General features: G+C 41.2%; 15 protein-coding genes. 12 read left to right on the forward strand and 3 right to left on the reverse strand.

Going from position 1 to position 21,035, the window contains the following annotated elements:
* Positions 1–182 precede the first annotated feature (182 nt).
* The gene (locus tag CWC16_RS02120; RefSeq protein WP_138540312.1) at positions 183–2,090 is read left to right on the forward strand and encodes a tetratricopeptide repeat-containing diguanylate cyclase; all 1,908 of its coding nucleotides are present in this window, start codon (positions 183–185) and stop codon (positions 2,088–2,090) included.
* 10 nt (positions 2,091–2,100) lie between these two features.
* Here CWC16_RS02120 and CWC16_RS02125 read toward each other — a convergent pair whose 3' ends face one another.
* Positions 2,101–2,319: a DUF6500 family protein gene (locus tag CWC16_RS02125; protein WP_138540313.1), complete on the reverse strand. Its 219-nt coding sequence runs from the start codon at positions 2,317–2,319 to the stop codon at positions 2,101–2,103.
* A 26-nt stretch (positions 2,320–2,345) separates the two neighbouring features.
* Entirely contained in the window at positions 2,346–2,603 is a 258-nt protein-coding gene (locus CWC16_RS02130) for a hypothetical protein (protein ID WP_055014487.1), read from the reverse strand.
* Positions 2,604–3,231: 628 nt separating this feature from the next.
* On the opposite strand from CWC16_RS02130, the gene CWC16_RS02140 reads away from it, so the two are divergent.
* Positions 3,232–3,651 (forward strand): hemerythrin domain-containing protein, encoded by a 420-nt coding sequence (locus CWC16_RS02140; RefSeq protein WP_138540314.1) that lies wholly within the window; start codon positions 3,232–3,234, stop codon positions 3,649–3,651.
* Positions 3,652–3,736: 85 nt separating this feature from the next.
* On the opposite strand, the gene CWC16_RS02145 is transcribed toward CWC16_RS02140, so the two are convergent.
* Complete coding sequence (locus tag CWC16_RS02145; RefSeq protein ID WP_138540315.1) at positions 3,737–4,150, reverse strand: hypothetical protein; 414 nt, start codon at positions 4,148–4,150, stop codon at positions 3,737–3,739.
* Positions 4,151–4,497: 347 nt separating this feature from the next.
* Here CWC16_RS02145 and CWC16_RS02150 point away from each other — a divergent pair, with 347 nt between their 5' ends.
* The 10 genes from CWC16_RS02150 to CWC16_RS02195 all read left to right on the forward strand — a co-directional run bounded on the left by CWC16_RS02150 (position 4,498) and on the right by CWC16_RS02195 (position 21,032).
* Positions 4,498–6,858: a TonB-dependent receptor gene (locus tag CWC16_RS02150; RefSeq protein WP_138540316.1), complete on the forward strand. Its 2,361-nt coding sequence runs from the start codon at positions 4,498–4,500 to the stop codon at positions 6,856–6,858.
* A gap of 21 nt (positions 6,859–6,879) precedes the next feature.
* Complete coding sequence (locus tag CWC16_RS02155; RefSeq protein WP_138540317.1) at positions 6,880–9,033, forward strand: dihydrolipoyl dehydrogenase family protein; 2,154 nt, start codon at positions 6,880–6,882, stop codon at positions 9,031–9,033.
* Position 9,034: 1 nt separating this feature from the next.
* Complete coding sequence (locus tag CWC16_RS02160) at positions 9,035–9,841, forward strand: DUF547 domain-containing protein (RefSeq protein WP_138540318.1); 807 nt, start codon at positions 9,035–9,037, stop codon at positions 9,839–9,841.
* Positions 9,828–11,105 (forward strand): ABC transporter substrate-binding protein, encoded by a 1,278-nt coding sequence (locus tag CWC16_RS02165; protein ID WP_138540319.1) that lies wholly within the window; start codon positions 9,828–9,830, stop codon positions 11,103–11,105. Before CWC16_RS02160 ends, CWC16_RS02165 begins: the two co-directional genes overlap by 14 nt.
* Positions 11,102–12,856 (forward strand): ABC transporter permease, encoded by a 1,755-nt coding sequence (locus CWC16_RS02170; RefSeq protein ID WP_138540320.1) that lies wholly within the window; start codon positions 11,102–11,104, stop codon positions 12,854–12,856. The genes CWC16_RS02165 and CWC16_RS02170 overlap by 4 nt, the downstream gene beginning before the upstream one ends.
* Before the next feature lie 22 nt (positions 12,857–12,878).
* A complete protein-coding gene (locus tag CWC16_RS02175; RefSeq protein WP_138540321.1) occupies positions 12,879–13,517 on the forward strand; it encodes an ATP-binding cassette domain-containing protein in 639 nt (212 codons plus the stop codon).
* Positions 13,518–13,539: 22 nt separating this feature from the next.
* Positions 13,540–14,187, forward strand: coding sequence for a CDP-alcohol phosphatidyltransferase family protein (locus tag CWC16_RS02180; protein WP_138540322.1), 648 nt, complete (start codon positions 13,540–13,542; stop codon positions 14,185–14,187).
* Complete coding sequence (locus CWC16_RS02185) at positions 14,177–14,968, forward strand: sterol desaturase family protein (protein ID WP_138540323.1); 792 nt, start codon at positions 14,177–14,179, stop codon at positions 14,966–14,968. The genes CWC16_RS02180 and CWC16_RS02185 overlap by 11 nt, the downstream gene beginning before the upstream one ends.
* 403 nt (positions 14,969–15,371) lie before the next feature.
* Complete coding sequence (locus CWC16_RS02190; protein WP_138540324.1) at positions 15,372–18,032, forward strand: glycoside hydrolase family 16 protein; 2,661 nt, start codon at positions 15,372–15,374, stop codon at positions 18,030–18,032.
* Positions 18,033–18,098: 66 nt separating this feature from the next.
* Positions 18,099–21,032, forward strand: coding sequence for a TonB-dependent receptor (locus tag CWC16_RS02195; RefSeq protein WP_138540325.1), 2,934 nt, complete (start codon positions 18,099–18,101; stop codon positions 21,030–21,032).
* Positions 21,033–21,035: the final 3 nt, after the last annotated feature.

The raw sequence follows: 21,035 nt of genomic DNA on the forward strand, positions 1-21,035 counted from the left end.
GTCACAATTAAGTTTTAGATGGGTATCCTGATTATTTTATTAATGCTTTTCATACTTATTTACTGGAAAGTGGACTTTCAAAGGGATGTGGTGGTGTATTCCCAATAAAGTATTAACTTGTTATTTACAAGCAATGCTATAGTTAGTTATATCGTTTTAGGTGTTGATTCAATAAAAAATAAATGACGAACAATATAATAATAAAAATCAATATAGTGTGGTTTCGCTTTTTTATGCTCCTGTTATTTTTACTAACAAGTAGTGCTACATATGCCAATAGCTCTTCACTAACTTCATCTGATATAAAATCAATCCAAAGCCTGCTTAGTGATATTAAAGCCAACAAGCTAGATTACCTTTTGCACCAAAAAGAGCTAACCTACGCTTATAATGTCACTAAACATAGAAAGCACAAACAGTTGCACCTTGAAGCGGCAGCCTTATATTCAGAGCTACTTTTTAGGCAAGAAAAATACACCGCACTGAGTACTCATTTGCTTGAGTACTTAAATAATACTGATCTTATTAATTATAAAAGTAGTCACCTGCTACTTTTAGAGGTTCAGCTTAAGCTTTATGCAATTAACAAAGAGCTAAGTAATGCGCAATCGCTTGCTAAGCAGCTTCAAGTGCAGGTAAAACAGCTCGCTCCTAACGATAAAATTATTGTTTTTCGTGCTATGGCCTATTACTACACCGAAACCGACGAACTTAAAAAAACATTAAATGCAGCATTAATAGGATTAGAGCTTGCTATAAAAGAAGAAGACATGGCCTCGCAGGGCTACTTTTATAGAAAAATTGCCGACGCTTATAACTACCTCTACAAAGATGATAAAGAAAAAGCCATTTATTATGCCCAAAAAGCGGTCGATGCCTACGAGCAAACAAGCGATGCTCTATTTACTGCAAAGGCTTATTGGAGCTTAGGAAATGTATTACTGGAGGTCGGCCAGCCTAAAAACGCGCTTGTATACTTAAATAAAGCGCTGGCTTATTTTAGTAAAGTTAATATGAAAAAAGGGTTAGCCTTTGCTCAATATTCTATTGCAAATATTCAATACCTGCAGGGTAATTACGACACGGCTTTAATGCTTGTAAACAAAAACATTGCACTTGCAAGCTCCGCCGGCATTAACGATATGCATTTAGCCTCAATGATTTTATTATCAGATATTTACATTAAACAAAATTTATTAAATAAAGCCAACCAAGTAAACGACGAGGTATTTTTAAATCTCGATAAATTTAGTCGCAGCATTTATAAGGCTGATTTTTTAAGCAAACGCTATAAATTAAAGCGTCAACTTAACTACACCGAGGATGCCTTTAACGCCATTGAAGATGAGCTTGCTTATACAATAAAACATTACGAAGCCACCAGCGAAACCAATATAAAAACCTTGCAGGTTAAATTTGAAGTAAAAGAAAAAGAAGACAAGATTTTACAGCTAGAATACGAAAAAAACATAAACAAATTGCAAGCTACAGAAGAACACCAACAAAAAATAATTTGGCGGTTAAGTGCATCTATTGCCTTTATTGTGGTGATCGTATCGCTATTTTTATTTTACCGACAAATGCGCCAACGTAAAAAATACCATGCTATAGCATTAACCGACTACCTAACTAACAGCCTAAACCGACGTGGCATACTACAAAAAGCTGATGAGTGCTTATCCCAGCAGAGCCTAGCAATAGCTATTGTCGATTTAGATTACTTTAAAGCTATTAACGACAAATTTGGCCACGATATAGGAGATTTAGTACTTATAAACTTTGCTCAAGCAGCAAAAGACACTCTAAATACTACTGACAAGTTTGGACGCTATGGCGGCGAAGAGTGGCTATTTGTTTTAAAAACGCAAAATCGCGATAAAATAAACAACTTTTTCAAAAATCTTGAAAATAAGTTAGCGCAATACTGCAGCGATATTGAAGCATTGCCAAGTAAAACACACATTACCTTTAGTGCTGGTGTGGCAATAAGTCATGCTAAAAGCGACTCACTAAGCGAGCTCATTAAACGTGCAGACCAACAGCTCTATAAAGCAAAAGAAAATGGCAGAAACCAAATAGCAATCGCGTAAATATACGTTATTACTGCCCTTCTATAATCATTTGTTTTATTTTTATCGCTTTTTCAAAGTGATCTAACTTATGGGTGTGTATCCACCACGTAGCGGCTTGCATCAGCAGCTCTGGATTGTCGTTTTTATTTGCAAAAAAAGCGTAAAAAGAAAGGCCTACGTTTTCGCCTTTGGCTGCTATTTTTTTATCGCATACAGCTATAATTTTTGCTTTTAGTTCTCCCTGCATACATACCTTATTTAATTGTATTTTAATTATCTAAATATACCGTTTAAAAAACTAACAATTAGCTGTAAAAGACTTCTATCAACAATACTATGATTCTCAAACTCTTTATTAGGCGTATTTACTTTTGTAGCTTTGCATTCATTATTTAGCGGCTCATTTTTATGTATATTGGTTTCATAAGCTATATCAGCTTGCTCCATACACTTTGCAGAGCCCGCATAAGGCTTTGCCGCACAGCCCGTTAAAAATATACTCAGCAACAATAAAGCTAAAACCGCTTTCATCATCAATCCTATTTTATGCACCCTTTTGCTTTAGATTATAGCTGTAAGTTTGCTTAGTTAGTCGGTTATCAAAACAAGTAGATCAATAAAAAACACTGCAATTTCATCAATAAAAGCGTCGTCTTTAGCATCCTTTTTTTATTTGAGCGCTAATACATTCATTGTAAACCTTTGAGCTTGTTTGGTTTCCCTTTAGCTCGGTCATTTCAGCTTCTTCTCTGCATAAATTGCTACCGTAATGCGGTGCTGTAGTACATGCACTTAATAACACGCACAATATTAATGCTGTAGTGGGGCTTTTTAAGTTCATCCTTTAACTATCCTAATATCTAAAGTTTTATAAAAAATATGTAAGGCGAGTATTTTCAACTTGTACCTAAATAATGCGCCACTTTAACACCCCTTTAAAATACCCAACCAGCAAAAATATGTAAGCTTATGTAGCGTGATAAGCAACCTTCTTTTTTAATCTGAAAAAATTGCAGCTTTTTATGTGTAAAAGTTACAGAGCAATTCCATAGCAAGCATTCTCAACCCATTTAACCCATACATATCAACAACTTAAACTTTGGCATTTCGCTTGCTTTTAAGTTTATAAAGCAATTACAGCAAGGAAAGAGTTACGAATATTTTTGAAGCACTACGACACGATCACGACAAACAACGCGAGTTAGTAGATGCTCTTATTCAAACGCACGGCGATACAACTGAACGCCACAAGCTAATGGACAAGCTTAAAGCAGAATTAGAAGATCACGCAAAATTTGAAGAGCGTTATTTTTATAACCCACTTATGTTTGAAGATTTAACACATGAAAAAGCACGCCACAGCGTTGCCGAGCATCATGAAATTGACGAACTAATAGAACAACTTGAAGACACCGAAATGAGTTCATCGGCGTGGTTAGTTGCAGCTAAAAAACTGCACCACTTAGTACATCACCATTTAGATGAAGAAGAACATGAGGTATTTCAATTAGCGGGTAAAGCCCTAACTGAGGGGCAAAAAGAAAGCCTAGCTAAACATTATAGCGATGCCATGCATTAGTTTTAATTTAAACCAACTTCCATACACTCCCTTGTGTACTTATTGGTTATAAGCCTTACGGCTTATAACCATTTTTTTTGCCCTGCTACTTAATTGTAAATTTAACGTCTTGATCACGTAATAAGTAAAGTGCAAAACAGGCTGCCCACATTGGCCACGCTGTAAAAAACAATAAATTATTAAAGCCATCAATATACTGATTATAAGATGAAAGTGTAGAAAGGCCATGCATTACAAAAATGATTCCGTACGTAAGGCGCTTTTTAATGCCCGCCATAAATGCTAAAACCAAAACAAGTTGTACAGCACCTATAACGTAAGCAATTATATCCGTAGAACCACTGATACCATAAAAATGTTCAAATATACGTGCGCTATGTCCAGGGTTAACAAACTTATCGAATGTCCACATTATCATTACAATAAACACCCCTAAACGTAAAGAGAAGAGTGACCATTGCAAACGGTTTTGCACATCAGAGTTAATTGTACCTGTCATAAAACTTCCTTAAAAAATATTAATAAACGTTGAAGTAAGCTAGACCGTATAACTGAGCTTTTATTTCAGAAAAGAGTAATTTTTTTCAATACATGTTTGATAGACCTCTAAGTTTATAAAAATAAATTAATAACACACAGGTTTCATTAAAATAGACTATGCTTAAAAAAACCATACAAAGCAGCAGCTTACATTATATTTTAAAACTAGGTACTTAAGTATGAATTTATTAATAGAGTATTGGCTTTCGTTCTAAAAAATAAAAAGAAGACTAAATTAATTGAAAGTTATTTTTAAGGCTTTCGGTCTTTATCGCCAACAACATTTTAATCGTAGAGAGAAAACGTTTGAAACACGCACAATTAGCAATCACGCTAGCCATTATATTAAACACACCATTGCTAGCATTTGCAGCTGAAGAACCAAAAGCAACAACTAAAAGCGCAATTGAGCATATAGAAGTAGCTGGCCAAGTTCTTAAATCTCAAGGTTTATCTGTAAAAGACGCCACTGTAGACGGCCCTTTCGGGGATAATTTGGCACTGCAAGATATCGCACGTTCAGTAACGCCTATTTCAAGCGAGTTAATAGAACAACTTAACATCACTACCTTACAAGACGTTCTTGCAGTTAGCCCAAACACATACTCTGCAAGTGGCTTTGGTGCGCCCAGTTTACCTACTATTCGTGGCCAACTCGGAGAGCTTTTTCAAGACGGTACGCGTCGTCAAGCAGGTAACAATGGCTTTGGTGTGCCGTTATCGTTCAACTCTATAGAACAAATAGATGTAGTAAAAGGTGCACCACCTGTTTTATTTGGCTCAAGCCAACGTAACGGTGGTTTTGTAAATTTACACTCAAAGACTGCTTCTACAGATGAAAGTAAAGGTAAAGTTAAGCTCTCAGCGGGACGATGGGATCAATACAGTGCACAAGTAGATTACACAGCGCCAATTATTCAAGACAAAGTAGGCCTAAGAGTAAGTTACGAGCACCTTGATGAAGGCAGCTACTACGATTATTCAGGTACTAAAAGCGACAGCTTATTTGCAGCAGTTATAATATTGCCAGACGATAAAAGCAGTTGGGACATTAACTTTGAACTATACCAAGTTGAATTTACCGATAACGCAGGTATTAATCGCCCTACTCAAGCCTTAATTGATGATGGCCTTTACATAACGGGCCAAGGCGTACAAGCCAATGGCAGTACAGTACCGGCGGCGGGTTCAATTGTATCGCCTACTGGGCAAGTAAAAATAGATCGCAGCACCGTACTTACCGATCCTGATAATCAAAACGAAGCAACAACCTACTTAATTCACAGCATTTATAAACGTGAGCTTAGTGCAAATGCCTCACTTAAAAACATTACGTATTTTCAGCATTTACAGCGTGAAGAAATAGCCCAAAACAGCTTTGTAGAAATTATAGACGGCGCTGATACAGCGCAAAACCGAACGGAGCTTACGTACCGCTGGAACAGTGACCAGCAAACAATTTTTGCTTTTGACGTGCGCTACAATAAAGTGCTCGGCTACAGCCAATTTACTACCGAAGCCGATTTACCAATTGATTTAACAGGTCCACTTTCAAACCGCCGCATTCCTTTAACCGATGCACAAAAGGCGCGGTTAGTAGAGCTAAGCCCAGGTGTGTTTGTATCGCCTGGTGGTCAATACGATTTAGATAACGATGGCAGCGGCGACTTTAACCTATCAGACACAACCGACTCACGCTCATGGCAAACAGGGCTTGCTATTCAACAAGACTCAGATTGGGGTGATAAGCTTCATACTAGTGTGGGTTACCGCATTGATTTTTACGATGTAGAAGCAAACGACCCTATAGCACCGCAAGGCCAAGTTGCTGCAAGCGATAGCATTAACGAAACACTGCATTCTGGCCAAGTTAGCTTTAACTACAAAATAAATGCCGACTACACCACTTACGGTGCAGCAAGTTATAACGAAGCAACGTCAAACAGTATGGCTGGCGGTACATCGCTTGGCAGCGATAACACCATTAGCGCACAAAATTTTGCTACCGAAAACACATTAGTTGAGTTTGGCTTAAAGTACGCCCCAACCGACAGCGATTGGTACGCCGATGGCGCGGTATTTAGTCAGCGCCGCAGTTTACGTAATCGCGATGGCAGCAATACAGGTATTCGTACTACAGGTTTTGAAAGCCAAGTATTTTACGATGCTTACCCTTATTGGCTCAGTGCGGGTTACAGCTACATAGATGCTCGTTACGACAATTCTGCAAGCAGCCAAGATTCTGCTCAAGTAGTCGACGCGTTTGATAATTCGCGACCAGATATTATCGCAGGTACCAGTGTTGGCGCGCCTAACTTTACTGCTTTTGCACCTTCAAACCGCCAAGTTCAGGGCATTCCTGAGCAGTCGTTCAGTTTTAATGGAAATTATTCAATTAATTCGAAATGGCAAATGGGTTTTTCAGGTCTATATACAAAGAGTTACCCATTAGACTTTTTGGCAACAGTTAAAATTCGTGATCAATACACACTAAACGTTAATACTAGCTACGCATTTACGCCTAGCACTAAGTTGCGATTAGATGTAAACAACGTCACTAATCAAAAAAACTGGCGCCCTGTATTTGAAGGTGGTTACTTTGGTGCAACGCTGGCTTTTCCAGAGTTACCAATTAACGCAAAACTTACACTTACACATAATTTTTAAGAACGTTTTAAGAGAGAGAACATGATAAAAAAACTATTTTTGATATTGATTGCAGCGGTCGTAATAGGCATGTTCTTTCACTTTAATTTACATCAGCTACTTACACTTGAAGGCTTAAAAGGCTCTATGGAGCAATTTAACCAATATAAAGAGCAATCACCATTATTGGTTTTTGGTGGCTTCTTTTTACTGTACGTAGTAGTAACAGCTCTCTCGTTACCGGGCGCGGCAATATTAACCCTGGCCGCAGGTGCGCTATTTGGCTTAGTTGAAGGCTTATTGGTTGCATCGTTTGCCTCGACTGTAGGTGCTACGCTTGCCTTTTTAGTATCGCGTTATTTACTGCGCGATACAATTAAACAACGTTTCCCTGAGCGTTTAGACGCTATTGACGCAGGCGTTGAAAAAGAAGGTGGCTTTTACCTATTTACACTTAGGCTAGTGCCAGTATTTCCGTTCTTTTTAATTAACTTATTGATGGGTGTTACCGCAATTAAAGCATGGACCTTTTACTGGGTAAGCCAAGTAGGCATGCTGGCGGGTACATTTGTATTTGTAAACGCAGGTACGCAACTTGCGCAAATTGAAAGCTTATCAGGCATCTTATCGCTCGATCTTATTTTATCGTTCGCTTTATTGGGTGTATTCCCATTTATTGCTAAAGGAATCCTAAACGTGTTTAAAAAACGTCGCGTATACAAAAATTACACTAAACCTAAAAAGTTCGACCGCAACATGATTGTTATTGGCGCTGGAGCTGGCGGCTTAGTAACAAGCTACATTGCAGCGGCAGTTAAAGCCAAAGTAACCCTAATTGAAGCCGGCGAAATGGGCGGCGACTGTTTAAACTACGGTTGTGTGCCAAGTAAAGCCGTTATTAAAAGTGCTAAAATTGCTGAGCAAATTCGCCACGGTGAACACTACGGCCTTGAAAACATGGCACCGCAGTTTTCGTTTAAAAAAGTAATGGCACGTGTACACCAAGTAATTGCCGACGTAGCACCGCACGATAGCGTTGAGCGTTACACAAACCTTGGTGTAGATGTGGTTAAAGGCTACGGGAAGTTATTAGACCCGTGGACTGTAGAAATTAAACTTAACGATGGCGGCACGCAAACGTTAACCGCTCGCACGATTGTTATTGCAACCGGCGCACGCCCATTTGTACCACCACTTCCTGGTATTGAAGAAACAGGCTATGTAACAAGCGATACGTTATGGACTAAATTTGCTGAGCTTGATGAAGCCCCTAAAAAACTGGTTGTACTTGGCGGCGGCCCAATTGGGTGCGAACTTGCTCAAAGTTTTGCCCGTTTAGGCTCAAGCGTTACGCAAATCGAGATGAGCGAACGCATCATGATCAAAGAAGACCTAGAAGTATCTAAATTTGCACATGAAGCGCTAACCGAAAGCGGCGTAAACATTTTAACCTCGCATCAGGCACTGCGCTGTGAGGAGCGCGACGGTAAAAAATTCATTGTGGTAAAACATAACGATACCGAAATCGATATTGAATACGATGAACTACTATGTGCTGTTGGCCGAAGCGCTCGCCTTAAAGGTTACGGCCTTGAAGAGCTAGGCATAGAAACTAATCGTACTGTAGTCACTAACGAATACCTAGAAACGCTCTACCCTAACATTTTTGCCGCTGGCGATATTGTAGGCCCTTATCAATTTACGCACGTAGCCGCTCATCAGGGCTGGTACGCAGCAGTAAATGGCTTATTTGGTAATCTTAAAAAGTTTAAAGTAGATTACCGTGTTATTCCGTGGACTACATTTATTGACCCTGAAGTAGCACGTGTTGGCTTAAACGAGCAAGATGCTATTGATAAAGGCATAGATTATGAAATTACTCGCTTTGAATTTGAAGAGCTAGACCGCGCCATTACCGACAGCGCCACCAAAGGCTTTATAAAAGTAATTACCCCTAAAGGTAAAGACAAAATTCTCGGTGTTACTGTGGTGTCTGAGCACGCTGGCGATTTGATTGCTGAGTTTGTACTGGCAATGAAACACGGTTTAGGCCTTAACAAAATACTAGGCACAATTCACAGCTATCCTACGTGGGCTGAAGGTAATAAGTACGCAGCGGGTGAGTGGAAACGCGCTCACGCACCTGAAAAAGTACTTAACATGCTTGAAAAATACCACACATGGCGCAGAGGCTAATATGTTTAAAACACCTTTAAAAGCGCTCTTGTTAGGGTCTGCATTGCTTGCAACATCGTTTGCAAGCAACGCTCAAAACATGCACCACAGCTGGAATGCTTTATTAAACAACCATGTTGTGGCTATTAACCATGGCCACAGCACAGAGGTTGATTATGCAGCAATTAAAGCTAAGCACAGTGAACTTAAAACCTATTTAGATTCGTTATCGGCGGTTACACAAAACGAGTTTGATACGTGGGAAAAACCAAAGCAACTTGCGTTTTTAATCAATGCGTATAATGCCTTTACTGTTGAGCTTATATTAACTAAGTACCCAGATCTTAAATCGATTAAAGATTTAGGCAGCTTTTTTAGCTCACCATGGAGCAAGGAGTTTGTGCCATTACATGGTAAAACTCGCAGCCTTGATGATATTGAGCATGGTTTAATACGTGGCAGTGGTAAATACAACGATCCACGTATTCACTTTGCTGTAAATTGCGCGAGTATTGGTTGCCCTGCACTTCGTGAAGAAGCGTATACTGCTGATACTTTAGAAGCACAACTACAAGAGCAAACGGTACGTTTTTTATCAGACACAACCCGTAATATAGCGCAAGACAACACGCTCAGTGTGTCTTCAATATTTAAATGGTATGGCGAGGATTTTGAACAAGGTTTTAAAGGTGCAAACACATTGCAGCAGTTTTTTTTGCAATACCCTAAAGCACTTAACTTAACCCCTGCACAGCAAAAAGCCCTTAAAAACGATAACATGAAGGTTAAGTTTTTAGATTACGACTGGGATTTAAATGCTCGACAATAAATTGTGGCAAACATTATCGCGATACAGCTTATGCTGTGTCGCGTTTTGCATTTGCCTTGTTATTAGCTTTAAAAGCCTTGCAAGTACACAATTACAAAGCCGTTGGCATCAAGTTGAAAGCTTAGGTAAAAACCAAAGCGTGTATTTTTACGCGTGGGGCGGTGATGCGCAAATTAATGCGTATATCCAATGGGCTGCAAAACAAGTAAAAGCTAGATACAACATAAACTTAGTACATGTAAAGCTCAGTGATACCAGCGAAGCTGTAAGCCGCGTTCTGGCCGAAAAATCAGCAAACAATAACGATAAAGGCAGCGTAGATTTAATTTGGATAAACGGTGCTAACTTTGCCACCATGAGCGAGCACTCATTATTACTTAAACAATGGGCTAATAAGCTGCCTAATTTTAGCTACACCGACCCTAGCAATAACCCCGCTGTTAATTTTGATTTTGGAATACCCACTAATGGAATGGAAGCACCTTGGGGCCAAGCATCACTCACTTTTTACTACGACAGCTTAGCAATTGACGGCACTGCCAATAACACACTACCCACAACCCTAAACCAATTACTTAGTTGGAGCGCACAAAATCCGGGGCGTTTTAGCTACCCCAAACCGCCTGATTTTTTAGGCATGAGCTTTTTAAAATACGCGCTTGTTATGCTACATCAACAAAGTGATGACACACTTAAAGCGCAGTTAAATCAACGTGCTACAGCACAAAATACAGCCCAAGTATTAAACCCATTATGGAATTTTTTAAATAAACTGCACCCAACACTTTGGCGCGATGGCAGCCATTTCATGCAAAGTGGTGCGCAAATGCGCCGTTTAGTCGGCGACACAGAGCTAAGCATAGCGTTTACGTTTTCAGCACCCGAAGTACCCGCCGCAGTTAAGCGTTATGATTTACCAAAAAGCATTCGTAGCTACGCAATGCAAGATGGCAGCTTAAGTAACACCCACTTTGTAGCCATTCCTTATAACGCAAGCCACCAGCAAAGTGCTCAAATAGTAGCTAACTTTTTATTAAGCCCAGAGGCGCAAGCTCAAAAACAACAAGCGCACATATGGGGCGATAAAACAGTACTTATTCAATCAACTTTAAATACGCAGCAGCAAGCATTATTTAAAACAGCCAAACCTCATCCAAGTGCTTTGCCTTTTAACAGTATAAAACGTACATTGAGTGAGCCGCACCCGAGCTGGGTAAATGCTATTATGCAAGGTTGGCAAGCGCGTTATGGAGTAAGCCAATGAGCGTTATTTCAAAAAGTGTAGCTGTAAATACTAAAGCTACAACGCATTGCAGTACCGATATGTTTACGCGCATTGTAAAATTGAGCCCACGTTTTTTACTAGCATTGCTAATTTTGCCCGTAATAGGCGGATTAATCAGCGTACTATTGCCCGCTTTTGGCTATGCACCGGTACTTGAACACACAACATTTGGCCTACATGGCTTTACTATGCTTATGCAAACACCCGGCCTAACACATATGGTTATACTAAGTGTTGGCACCGGATTAATAAGTACCTTACTTGCCTTTGTCATTACGTTAATGATTTTAGCGGCATTTTTTAATAGCCCGTGGCTTAATCATATTCAGCGCTTATTGAGCCCAATACTGGTAATACCCCACGCAGCAGCGGCTATCGCAGTTGGTTTTTTAATTGCTCCTTCGGGTATGATTTCACGTTTAGTATCGCCGTGGTTAAGTGGTTGGGAACTTGCGCCTAACGGTATGTTTCCTCACGACTCGTTTGGCATTAGTATAATTTTAGGGCTAACGCTTAAAGAACTGCCTTTTTTGCTGCTAATGGCACTCGGTGTACTTGCTCAACCTGAACTTGGTAAAAAGCTGCGCCAGCAACATAAAGTAGCGCTTAACTTAGGCTATTGCCCTATGACTGCTTTTTTTAAAGTAATATTGCCAAGCCTTTACCCATTATTGCGTCTACCTATTCTCGCAGTATTGGCTTATGCCAGTGCAAGTGTAGAAATGCCTCTTATTTTGGGACCAAACACCCCGCCAACCCTCGCAGTTGCGATTATGCACTGGTTTAACGACGTTGATTTAAACCTGCGTATTAAAGCGTCTGCTGGGGCGTTATTGCAGCTTGTGCTTACTGCTGGGTTGTTAGCATTTTGGCTTTGCGGCGAAAAAGCGATAAAAGCATTATTTAATGATTTACTCACCAATGGCGAGCGAGAATACGGCGGCATTTATTGGCAAAAAATAACAACCGTAGTTACGGTATTTGTAATTGGCTTTATTTTGCTCTCATTAATTGGCTTAATTATGTGGTCTGTCGCTGGTTTTTGGCGCTTTCCGGCGGCTTTGCCTGAGCAGCTTACACTACTTCACTTTAAAAGCGCGCTAATGCAAATGCAAAGCCCGCTTTTTAATACCCTTGCTATAGGATTAGTAACAACGTTGTTTGCCATTATAATTACGCTTTTGTGCTTAGAGTCAGAGCAATTAAGTGCAAAACCCATGTCGCGCTTTACCAGTTTAATTATTTATTTACCGCTGCTTGTACCAAGTATTGCGTTTTTATTCGGCCTAGTGTGGCTGCAACAACTAGTAAATAACCAAGCGGCGTTTTTAAATGTGGTATTTACCCATTTATTGTTTGTACTACCGTATGTGTTTTTATCGCTTGCGAGCAGTTATAGGCGATTAGACCCTCGCTTTGCTCATGTAGCAGCAAGCCTTGGCGCAACGCCCTGTAAAGTGTTTTTACACGTAAAATTACCCCAGTTATTTGCCCCTATTTTAATTGCGGCAGCACTTGGTTTGGCCATTAGCTTTGGCCAATATTTACCTACACTTTTAGCCGGTGGCGGGCGCATTGCAACCATAACAACTGAAGCGGTTACCCTTGCTAATGGCGCAAGTAGGCGTACCAGTGCGGTGTATGCCATTATGCAAATGGCATTGCCATTAATTGGCTTTATACTGGCGTGGGTTTTACCTAAATATTTTTTTAAAAGCGCACAACGCTAACCCATAAATTAAAAGGTTTTTAATGCAGTCATCTTTAGAGATTAAAAATTGTGAGCTTTATCGTCAAAACGAACAATTACTTAGTTTAAACGAGCAAGTAAAAGGCGGCGAAATACTCACCATTATGGGGCCATCGGGTAGTGGTAAATCAAGTTTATTAAACTGGCTTACAGGCACATTACCCAGCGGCTTTAGCGCAAATGGTGAAGTGTGGCTTAACGGTGAAAACATTAATAACTTACCTACTCATTTGCGTCACATAGGCGTACTTTACCAAGACGCGTTATTATTTTCGCATTTGTCGGTAAGCGGTAACATTGCCTTTGCTATGCCTAAAGGCAATAAAAAACAGCGCCTTGAAAAAATAGACTATGCGCTTGAGCAAGTAGGTTTAAAAGGGATGGCAAACCGCCACCCCGACAATCTCTCAGGGGGGCAACAAGCCCGCGTTGCTTTACTGCGTATGCTCTTGAGCGAACCAAAAGCCATATTACTTGATGAGCCATTTAGCAAGCTCGACACCCAATTAAGAGTAGATACCCGCGAACTGGTATTTAGCCAAATACGCGAGCATAAACTGCCCACTATTATGGTCACCCACGATCATAGCGATTCAGAGGCTGCAAACGGCAAACTGATCACTTTAAATTTAGCCAAATAAGTAAAAGCACAAGGCACCAAGCATGTTAGACAAATACATCACCCCGGTAATAAAACCACTGTTAACCCCTGTTGTAGCGTTAATGCACAAGCGCGGTATAACGCCCGATCAACTCACTGTGGTCGGTTTTTTAATAGGGCTATTAGCTGTGCCATTAATTGCATTTGAAATGTGGTATGCAGCGTTAACGGCTATTGCTTTAAATCGTATTTTAGATGGGCTTGATGGCGCGTTGGCACGTTATGCAAATTTAAGTTCTAGCGCTGGCGGTTTTTTAGATATTACCCTCGACTTTTTATTTTACGCCGCAATTCCGCTTGGCTTTATTTTGGCAAATCCCGAGCAAAACGCCATTGCAGGTAGCATATTACTGGCCACTTTTATAGGCACAGGCTCAAGCTTTTTAGCCTTTGCCATAGCCGCCGAAAAATTTAAGCTCGATAAACCTCAATTTAAATACAAAAGCTTTTACTATTTAAATGGTTTAACCGAAGGCACAGAAACCATCGCGCTGTTTATTGCCTTTTGTATTTGGCCGCAACACTTTACCATCATGGCAAGTATTTTTGCCGCTGCGTGCGCTATTACAATTTTTACACGTATACATGGTGGTTATAACACGCTAAAACTCCAAGAAGCCGATAAGGTTACACAACCAAATGAGTCATGAAATTTGGTGGCGTTTAGGGTTCTTTTTTAGCATTTTGGTTATTATGATGCTGCTAGAATCACGAATGCCCGCACGTAAATCGCCTATAAAAAGTACCACCCGGTGGTTGGCTAATTTTGGGCTGGTGTTTGCTTCATCATTAATTGCGCGCTTAAGTGTGCCAATAGGCTTAACTGCCGTAGCGCTTTATAACCAAGAGCACGGTATCGGTTTATTTAACCAAATAGCCATACCAAGTATCGTCGCCATTATTTTAAGCATGCTACTGCTTGATATACTTATTTATTGGCAGCACCGGCTGTTTCATCAAGTGCCGATTTTGTGGCGCTTGCACCGCGTGCATCACGCCGATGCGCACGTAGATACCAGCACAGGTTTGCGGTTTCACCCTATCGAAATTGTACTCAGCATACTTATAAAATTGATTGCCGTTACCGCCTTAGGTGTGCCCGCTATTGCAGTATTAATATTTGAAATAGCACTTAACGGTTTAGCGCTGTTTAACCATGCAAATATTCGCTTGCCAAATGCAATAGAAAAGCCTCTTCGATTAATATTAATGACCCAAATATTACATCGAATTCACCACAGCCAACGCGTGAGCGAAACCAATTCTAACTACGGATTTAGTGTTATTTGGTGGGATAAACTGTTTGGTAGTTACAAAAATAAAGCGCAAAAAGCCGATAACGACATCGACATAGGCTTAAAAGAATATCCAAGCCAAAAACAAAATGCCTCCCTTTGGGCGTTGCTCATTATGCCTTTTAAAAATAACTAGCCTGTAACTATATTTTACCTGCTTACACACCGTAAGTAGGTAAAATAACGCATTATAATCTTACAAATGTACCGATTAAAAACCCATCTAATGACTCTCTTACTCCGCTAATTGCGCTTTAAAAATGTTGCATACTAGCTGACCAAAAAACCTAGAGTGAAAATGCAACCCCATGATTAAACTAATTTTTTAATAAATAGCCGGCTTGGTAAACTGGTCTTACCGTAAACTAAATGTAAATAAAGTACACAAATATGTTGACCATTTACGTAGCGCGCAATATTATTTGTAAGCGCTTACAAAAATACACAATAAATGTAAGCGCTTACAAAAATAAATAGAGTTCTTTTAAATAAGTATAAACACACATTCTGACAACAATCTGTGAAACCGGGGTTCAGCTATGAACATTGAAAAAACACACATTGCTCGCTTACTGGCTGCTATTTCATTAGCATCTTTAGCAGGCTGTGGTGGCGACTCTGCCACAACATCTAATTTTGAAAATATCGACGCTTCTGAGCCAGTTTCAGATTGGCAATTAGTTTGGAGCGACGAGTTTGAAGGCTCAGCCATTGATACTAACAAATGGAACTTTGAATTAAACTGCGATGGCGGTGGTAATAACGAAAAACAATGTTACACCGACAGCGAAGAAAACGCCTTTATACAAGACGGTGTGTTAAACATTGTTGCCCTACCAGCGACAGAAGGTGCTGAAAAGCCATACACCTCTGCACGCTTAAATACTCGTTATAATGCTGATTTTACTTATGGCCGCTTTGAAGTACGTGCAAAGCTACCTTCGGGTCAAGGAAGTTGGCCAGCATTTTGGATGCTGCCAACAGATGAAGAATACGGTACATGGCCACGCTCAGGCGAAATTGATGTATTAGAGTCTGTAAACCTTAAAACTGCTGATGAAGATGGCGGTATTGAATCTAGCATTCACGGCACATTGCATTACGGCCGTGCATGGCCAGATAACAGCAGCACTGGCAAAGAGTACAAATTTCCTGAAGATACTAACCCAGCCGATGACTTTCATACCTATGCTATTGAATGGCAAGAAGGTGAAATTCGTTGGTACGTAGATGGCTATCTATATGCAACGCAGCGCCAATCAGAAGTATTATATAATTCCAAAGGCGAAGCCGCAGGTTTGAAACATCGAGGTTGGTTTGCCGAGTACTTTGAACAAGGTTCTGGTGAGCTTGAAACCCATTGGGATAGCGCTCCTTATGATAAAGACTTTCACCTACTATTAAATTTAGCAGTAGGCGGCGATTGGCCTGAAAACGTAAACGAGTTAGGCGTCGATGCAAGCGCATTTGAAAATGGCCAAACGTTTGCAGTTGATTACGTACGTGTTTATCAATGTGCATCAAACCCAGATACCGGCAAAGGGTGTGAAACTATTCGCCCAGGTTACGATAGCCTAGACGATGCCCTGCTAGAGGGCGAAGCGCCTATTCCTAGCCCACCATCTACCGGCATTGCTACACCGTTAACTATTTTTGGCGACAGCTTTAACCCTAACTGGCCTGCATGGGATTGCTGTGCGGGCTCTAAACCTGAAATTGTAAGTGATGAAGTACAAGGCGACGTTGTTGAATTTACAATAGGCAGTGAGCCTACAGTGGTTGGTTTTATTAGCCGCGATGCGTTTATTACTGACGAAAACGGCGCAGCAACGCCATTTGATGCATCACCTATGTTAGAAGAAGGCTACGTACGCTTTAAAATGAAAGTAACAAGCGCACCAAGCGTGCCAGACACACCTTGGTTTGTAAAACTTGAAAGCACAGAAGCCTCAACCGATGCAGATATGCCGCTTTCAAATAGTGTTGAAGGCCAAGCGCCTGTTGTAGGCCAATGGCAAACCTATACATTTTTACTTTCAGATCTGGCTGACTTAGATTTGGATGTAAGTGCAATTGACGTACTTATGGTATTTCCTGAGTGGGGCACGGGCGAAGGTGCAACCTTTTTAATTGATGATGTTGAAATTACACAAGACAACATAGGTGCATCACCCGAGCTGACTATTTTTGAAGATGAGCAAAACCTAGCATGGCCAATGTGGGATTGTTGTGGCGGCTCAACACCTGTTGAAGCAATGGACGATGAAGAACACGGTTTAACTGCCGAGTTTAGCATTGGTGCAGAGCCTACAGTAATGGGGTTTAACAGCCGCACTGAAGCAGGTGGTGCAGGTGAATCGTTTGATGCAAGCAGCATTTTAGATGAAGGCGTTATTCAATTTGATTTAAAAGTAACGTCTACCCCTAGCGACCCTGCTACACCGTGGTTATTTAAAGTCGAAGCAAATGGCGCAACATCGTTTGCAGAGCTTGAACTAACACAAAGTGTTGAAGGTGTAGCGCCAGTTACAGGCGAGTGGCAAACCTATACGTTTAAGTTATCAGATCTCGCGGGTGCAGGCCTTGATGTAAGCACTATTGACGTACTTATGATTTTTCCGGCATGGGGCGCAGGTGAAGGCGCGGTTTACCGTGTAGATAACGTTAAAATTTACAACCCTAATGCAGCGCCCGTTGCCTCAGGTGAACTTAACGTATTTACAGATACAGTCGCCGATCAGTGGAGTATTTGGGATTGTTGTGGCGGCTCTACACCGACTACAGAAACCGACGATGATCAGCACGGCGCAGTGGCACAGTTTAGCATTGATGCAACACCTACTGTAATGGGCTTTTTAGCCGATGAAGACGTATCGTTTGATGCATCAGCCCTGTTAGAAAATGGCGTTGTACAGTTTGATTTAAAAGTAATAACAGCACCCTCAAATGTAGATGCTCAATGGTTATTTAAAATTGAATCAATTGGCGCTTCAAGCGCAGTAGAGCTGGCATTAAATCAAAGCGTTGAAGGCCAAACACCGGTTACAGGTGAGTGGAAAACATACACCTTCCCTATTCAGCAACTGTTTGATGCGGGCCTAGATATTAGCGCTATAAACGTGATCATGGTTTTTCCTACGTGGGATATGGGCAACGGCGCACTATACCGCATAGATAACGTGATTATCGCGAATCCATAAAAACACACTACAATAGGCGCATGGCGCCTATTGCTACACAACAACATTTTATAAAGCAGAGCTATTATGAACACATTCAATTTTAAAAAGAGCCAACTCGCGGCTTCTGTGTCTCTTATCATTGCTGCAAGCACGTTAAATACGGCTATTGCCGCCGAGGCAGACACAGCAGCATCTCCTGATGTAGAAGTTATTGAAGTAAAGGGTATTCGTGGTTCACTTATTCGTTCTATGGATATGAAACGTGATTCATCAGGCGTGGTAGATGCCATTTCAGCTGAAGAAATGGGTAAATTTCCAGATACCAATTTAGCAGAATCATTACAACGCATTACCGGTGTATCGGTGAGCCGTGCAAACGGTGAAGGTAGCCAAATTACCGTACGTGGTTTTGGCCCAGAGTTTAACTTAATTACGCTAAACGGCCGCCAAATGCCAGGCACAGGTTATACGCGTTCGTACAACCTTGAAAACATTGCCTCTGAAGGCGTAAGTGCACTAGAAGTATTTAAAACAGCTCGCGCCGATGTACCAAGCGGTGGTTTAGGTGCAACAGTTAATATTTCTACTGCGCGCCCTTTTCAAAAGCCAGGTCAAAATTTTTCAGCCACAGTTAAAGCAAATCACGACTCGTCTAACGAAGCCGGTGATGATGTAACTCCTGAGCTTTCGGCGGTTTACAGCAACACATTTGCAGATGACAGATTTGGTTTTGGTTTTTCGTTTTCGCACCAAGAACGCGACTTTCAAAAGCAACGTGCCAATATTCAAGGTTGGCAAGCCAACGTAGCTTTACCTGAATTAGATAGCAGTAACGTGGTTGATAACCGTACTGACCCAACAGGTAACTACTACTTCCCTAAAGACATGAACTACTCTATTGAAGATGTAGAGCGTGAACGTACTAACGGCCAAGTAACTTTCCAATATGAGCCAGTAGATGGCTTTGTAGCCACACTTGATTACACAGCAAGTAAAGCGGTTACGGGCTCCGAAAGTATTGGCTGGGGTATTTGGAACGACTTTGGTAGCAATATTAATGGCTACGAGCTTGATGAAAATGGCACAGCCGTTTACGCCGATATTAGCGGTAACGATGCCTCGTTTACAGCCAACAAAGGCACCACAGAAGTTAAAGCACGCTCTATTGGTTTAAACCTAGAGTGGGAAATTAACGACACGTGGCACGTTGAGCTTGATTACCACGACTCTAAAAACGAAACCGATAACGGCGCAGACAGCGGCCTAGGCAGTACCGGCCAAGTGATTTTAGGCTCTGATCAGCTAGCAAATAAAATTTACGATTACCGCACAGGCGAAATCCCTAGTGCTCAAGTTAACTGGTTAAACGGCACAAGCGAATTAACGCCAGGCGAAATTGACTCTAACTTTAGCCAATTTACGCACTCGCCAGGTGAATCTAACATTGAGCAGTTGCAACTACACACCACGTGGTACAACGAAAACTTTGATATTGGCCTGGTTAAAGTAAAATTTGGTGCATCACGCACTGAGCAAAACACCGGCGGTTACACTGCATGGAGTGGACTAGTGGGTGGTCCTGGTTTTAGCCCATCGTACACAGAAATATTCCCAGACAGCATGTTTACTCGCCACGATACATCAGGCCTTTTAGATCAATTTGATGGCGGCGGCAGCGACTTACAACCAAGCTACTACTACACCTTTGATTTTGATGAAGCCGTAGCTCGCCAAATGGCTTATTTAACAGCAGATGTAACCGGTGGCGATGCATACGCAGCTAATGCTTACATGGATGGTATTGATAGCGAAAGCTACGTAGAAGAAATCACAAACAGCTTTTATATTCAATCAAGCTGGGAGTTTGATGTAAGCGATTACTACGTAAAAGTAAACGCAGGCCTGCGCTACGAGCAAACAGATGTAACCAGCACAGTACGCCAACGTGTTGAAGAACAAGTAAACTGGATCAGCGCCTCAGAGTGGATAATGCAATATGCAGCCGGCGGCGATGATAACTTCTTAGAGCAGCAAGGCGATTACGACATATTATTACCGTCAATCGATGTAAGTGTTGATTTAACCGAAGACGTTGTAGCCCGTGTTTCTTGGGGTAAAACTATGTCGCGTGCACCACTGGGTGATTTAGCCGGTGGCCGCAGCTTAACTGGTAGCCCAAAACCGGGTTCGCGTACGGGTAGCCAAGGTAATACAAACTTACTGCCGTTTGAATCAACAAACCTCGATTTATCATTAGAGTATTACTACGCAGAAGGCAGCTACGCCTCTGTTGGTTACTTTAAAAAAGACGTAGATAACTTTATTCAAACAACTATTACGCAAACCACGATTGATGGCCTATACGATATTTTAAATGGCCCACGTTACTCACAAGCAGTAAGCGATATTGAATCGCGCGGCGAGCAAGCAACTACCGACGCTATTTTTGCACAAATGATTAGCAATGGTTATGGCAATGCGAATGGCATTATTGAGCCAAATAGCGATGACCCACTTATGGTATGGAACATAAGCCAGCCACAAAACACCGACAGCAAATCGGTAGATGGTTTTGAAGTGGCTGTTCAGCACTTAATTGGCGAAACCGGCTTTGGTGTAGGTGTTAACGCCACGTTTGTAGATGGCGACGTTGAATTTGATAGCGAAAGCCTAGACCAACAAGCGCCGCTTACAGGTTTAAGTGACTCAGCTAACTTCCAAGGCTTTTACGAAAAAGACGGCCTATCAATCAAAATTACGTACGCATGGCGCGACTCGTACTTAATTGGTGTAGGCCAAGCACAAGGCTCAGCCGATGCGCCACCGCAATATGCTAAAGCCTACGGCCAATGGGATATGAGCGTAAACTACGATGTAAACGAAAACGTAACCGTATTTTTTGATGGCATAAACTTAAATAATGCCACCGAAGAAGGCTACGGCCGCTACGAAGAGCAATTCTTATTTGCTAATCAGTACGGTCCACGTTACTCAATTGGTGCCCGTTACACGTTTTAAGCT

It is taken from the genome of Pseudoalteromonas sp. S3776, assembly GCF_005886915.1.
Lineage (GTDB): Bacteria > Pseudomonadota > Gammaproteobacteria > Enterobacterales > Alteromonadaceae > Pseudoalteromonas.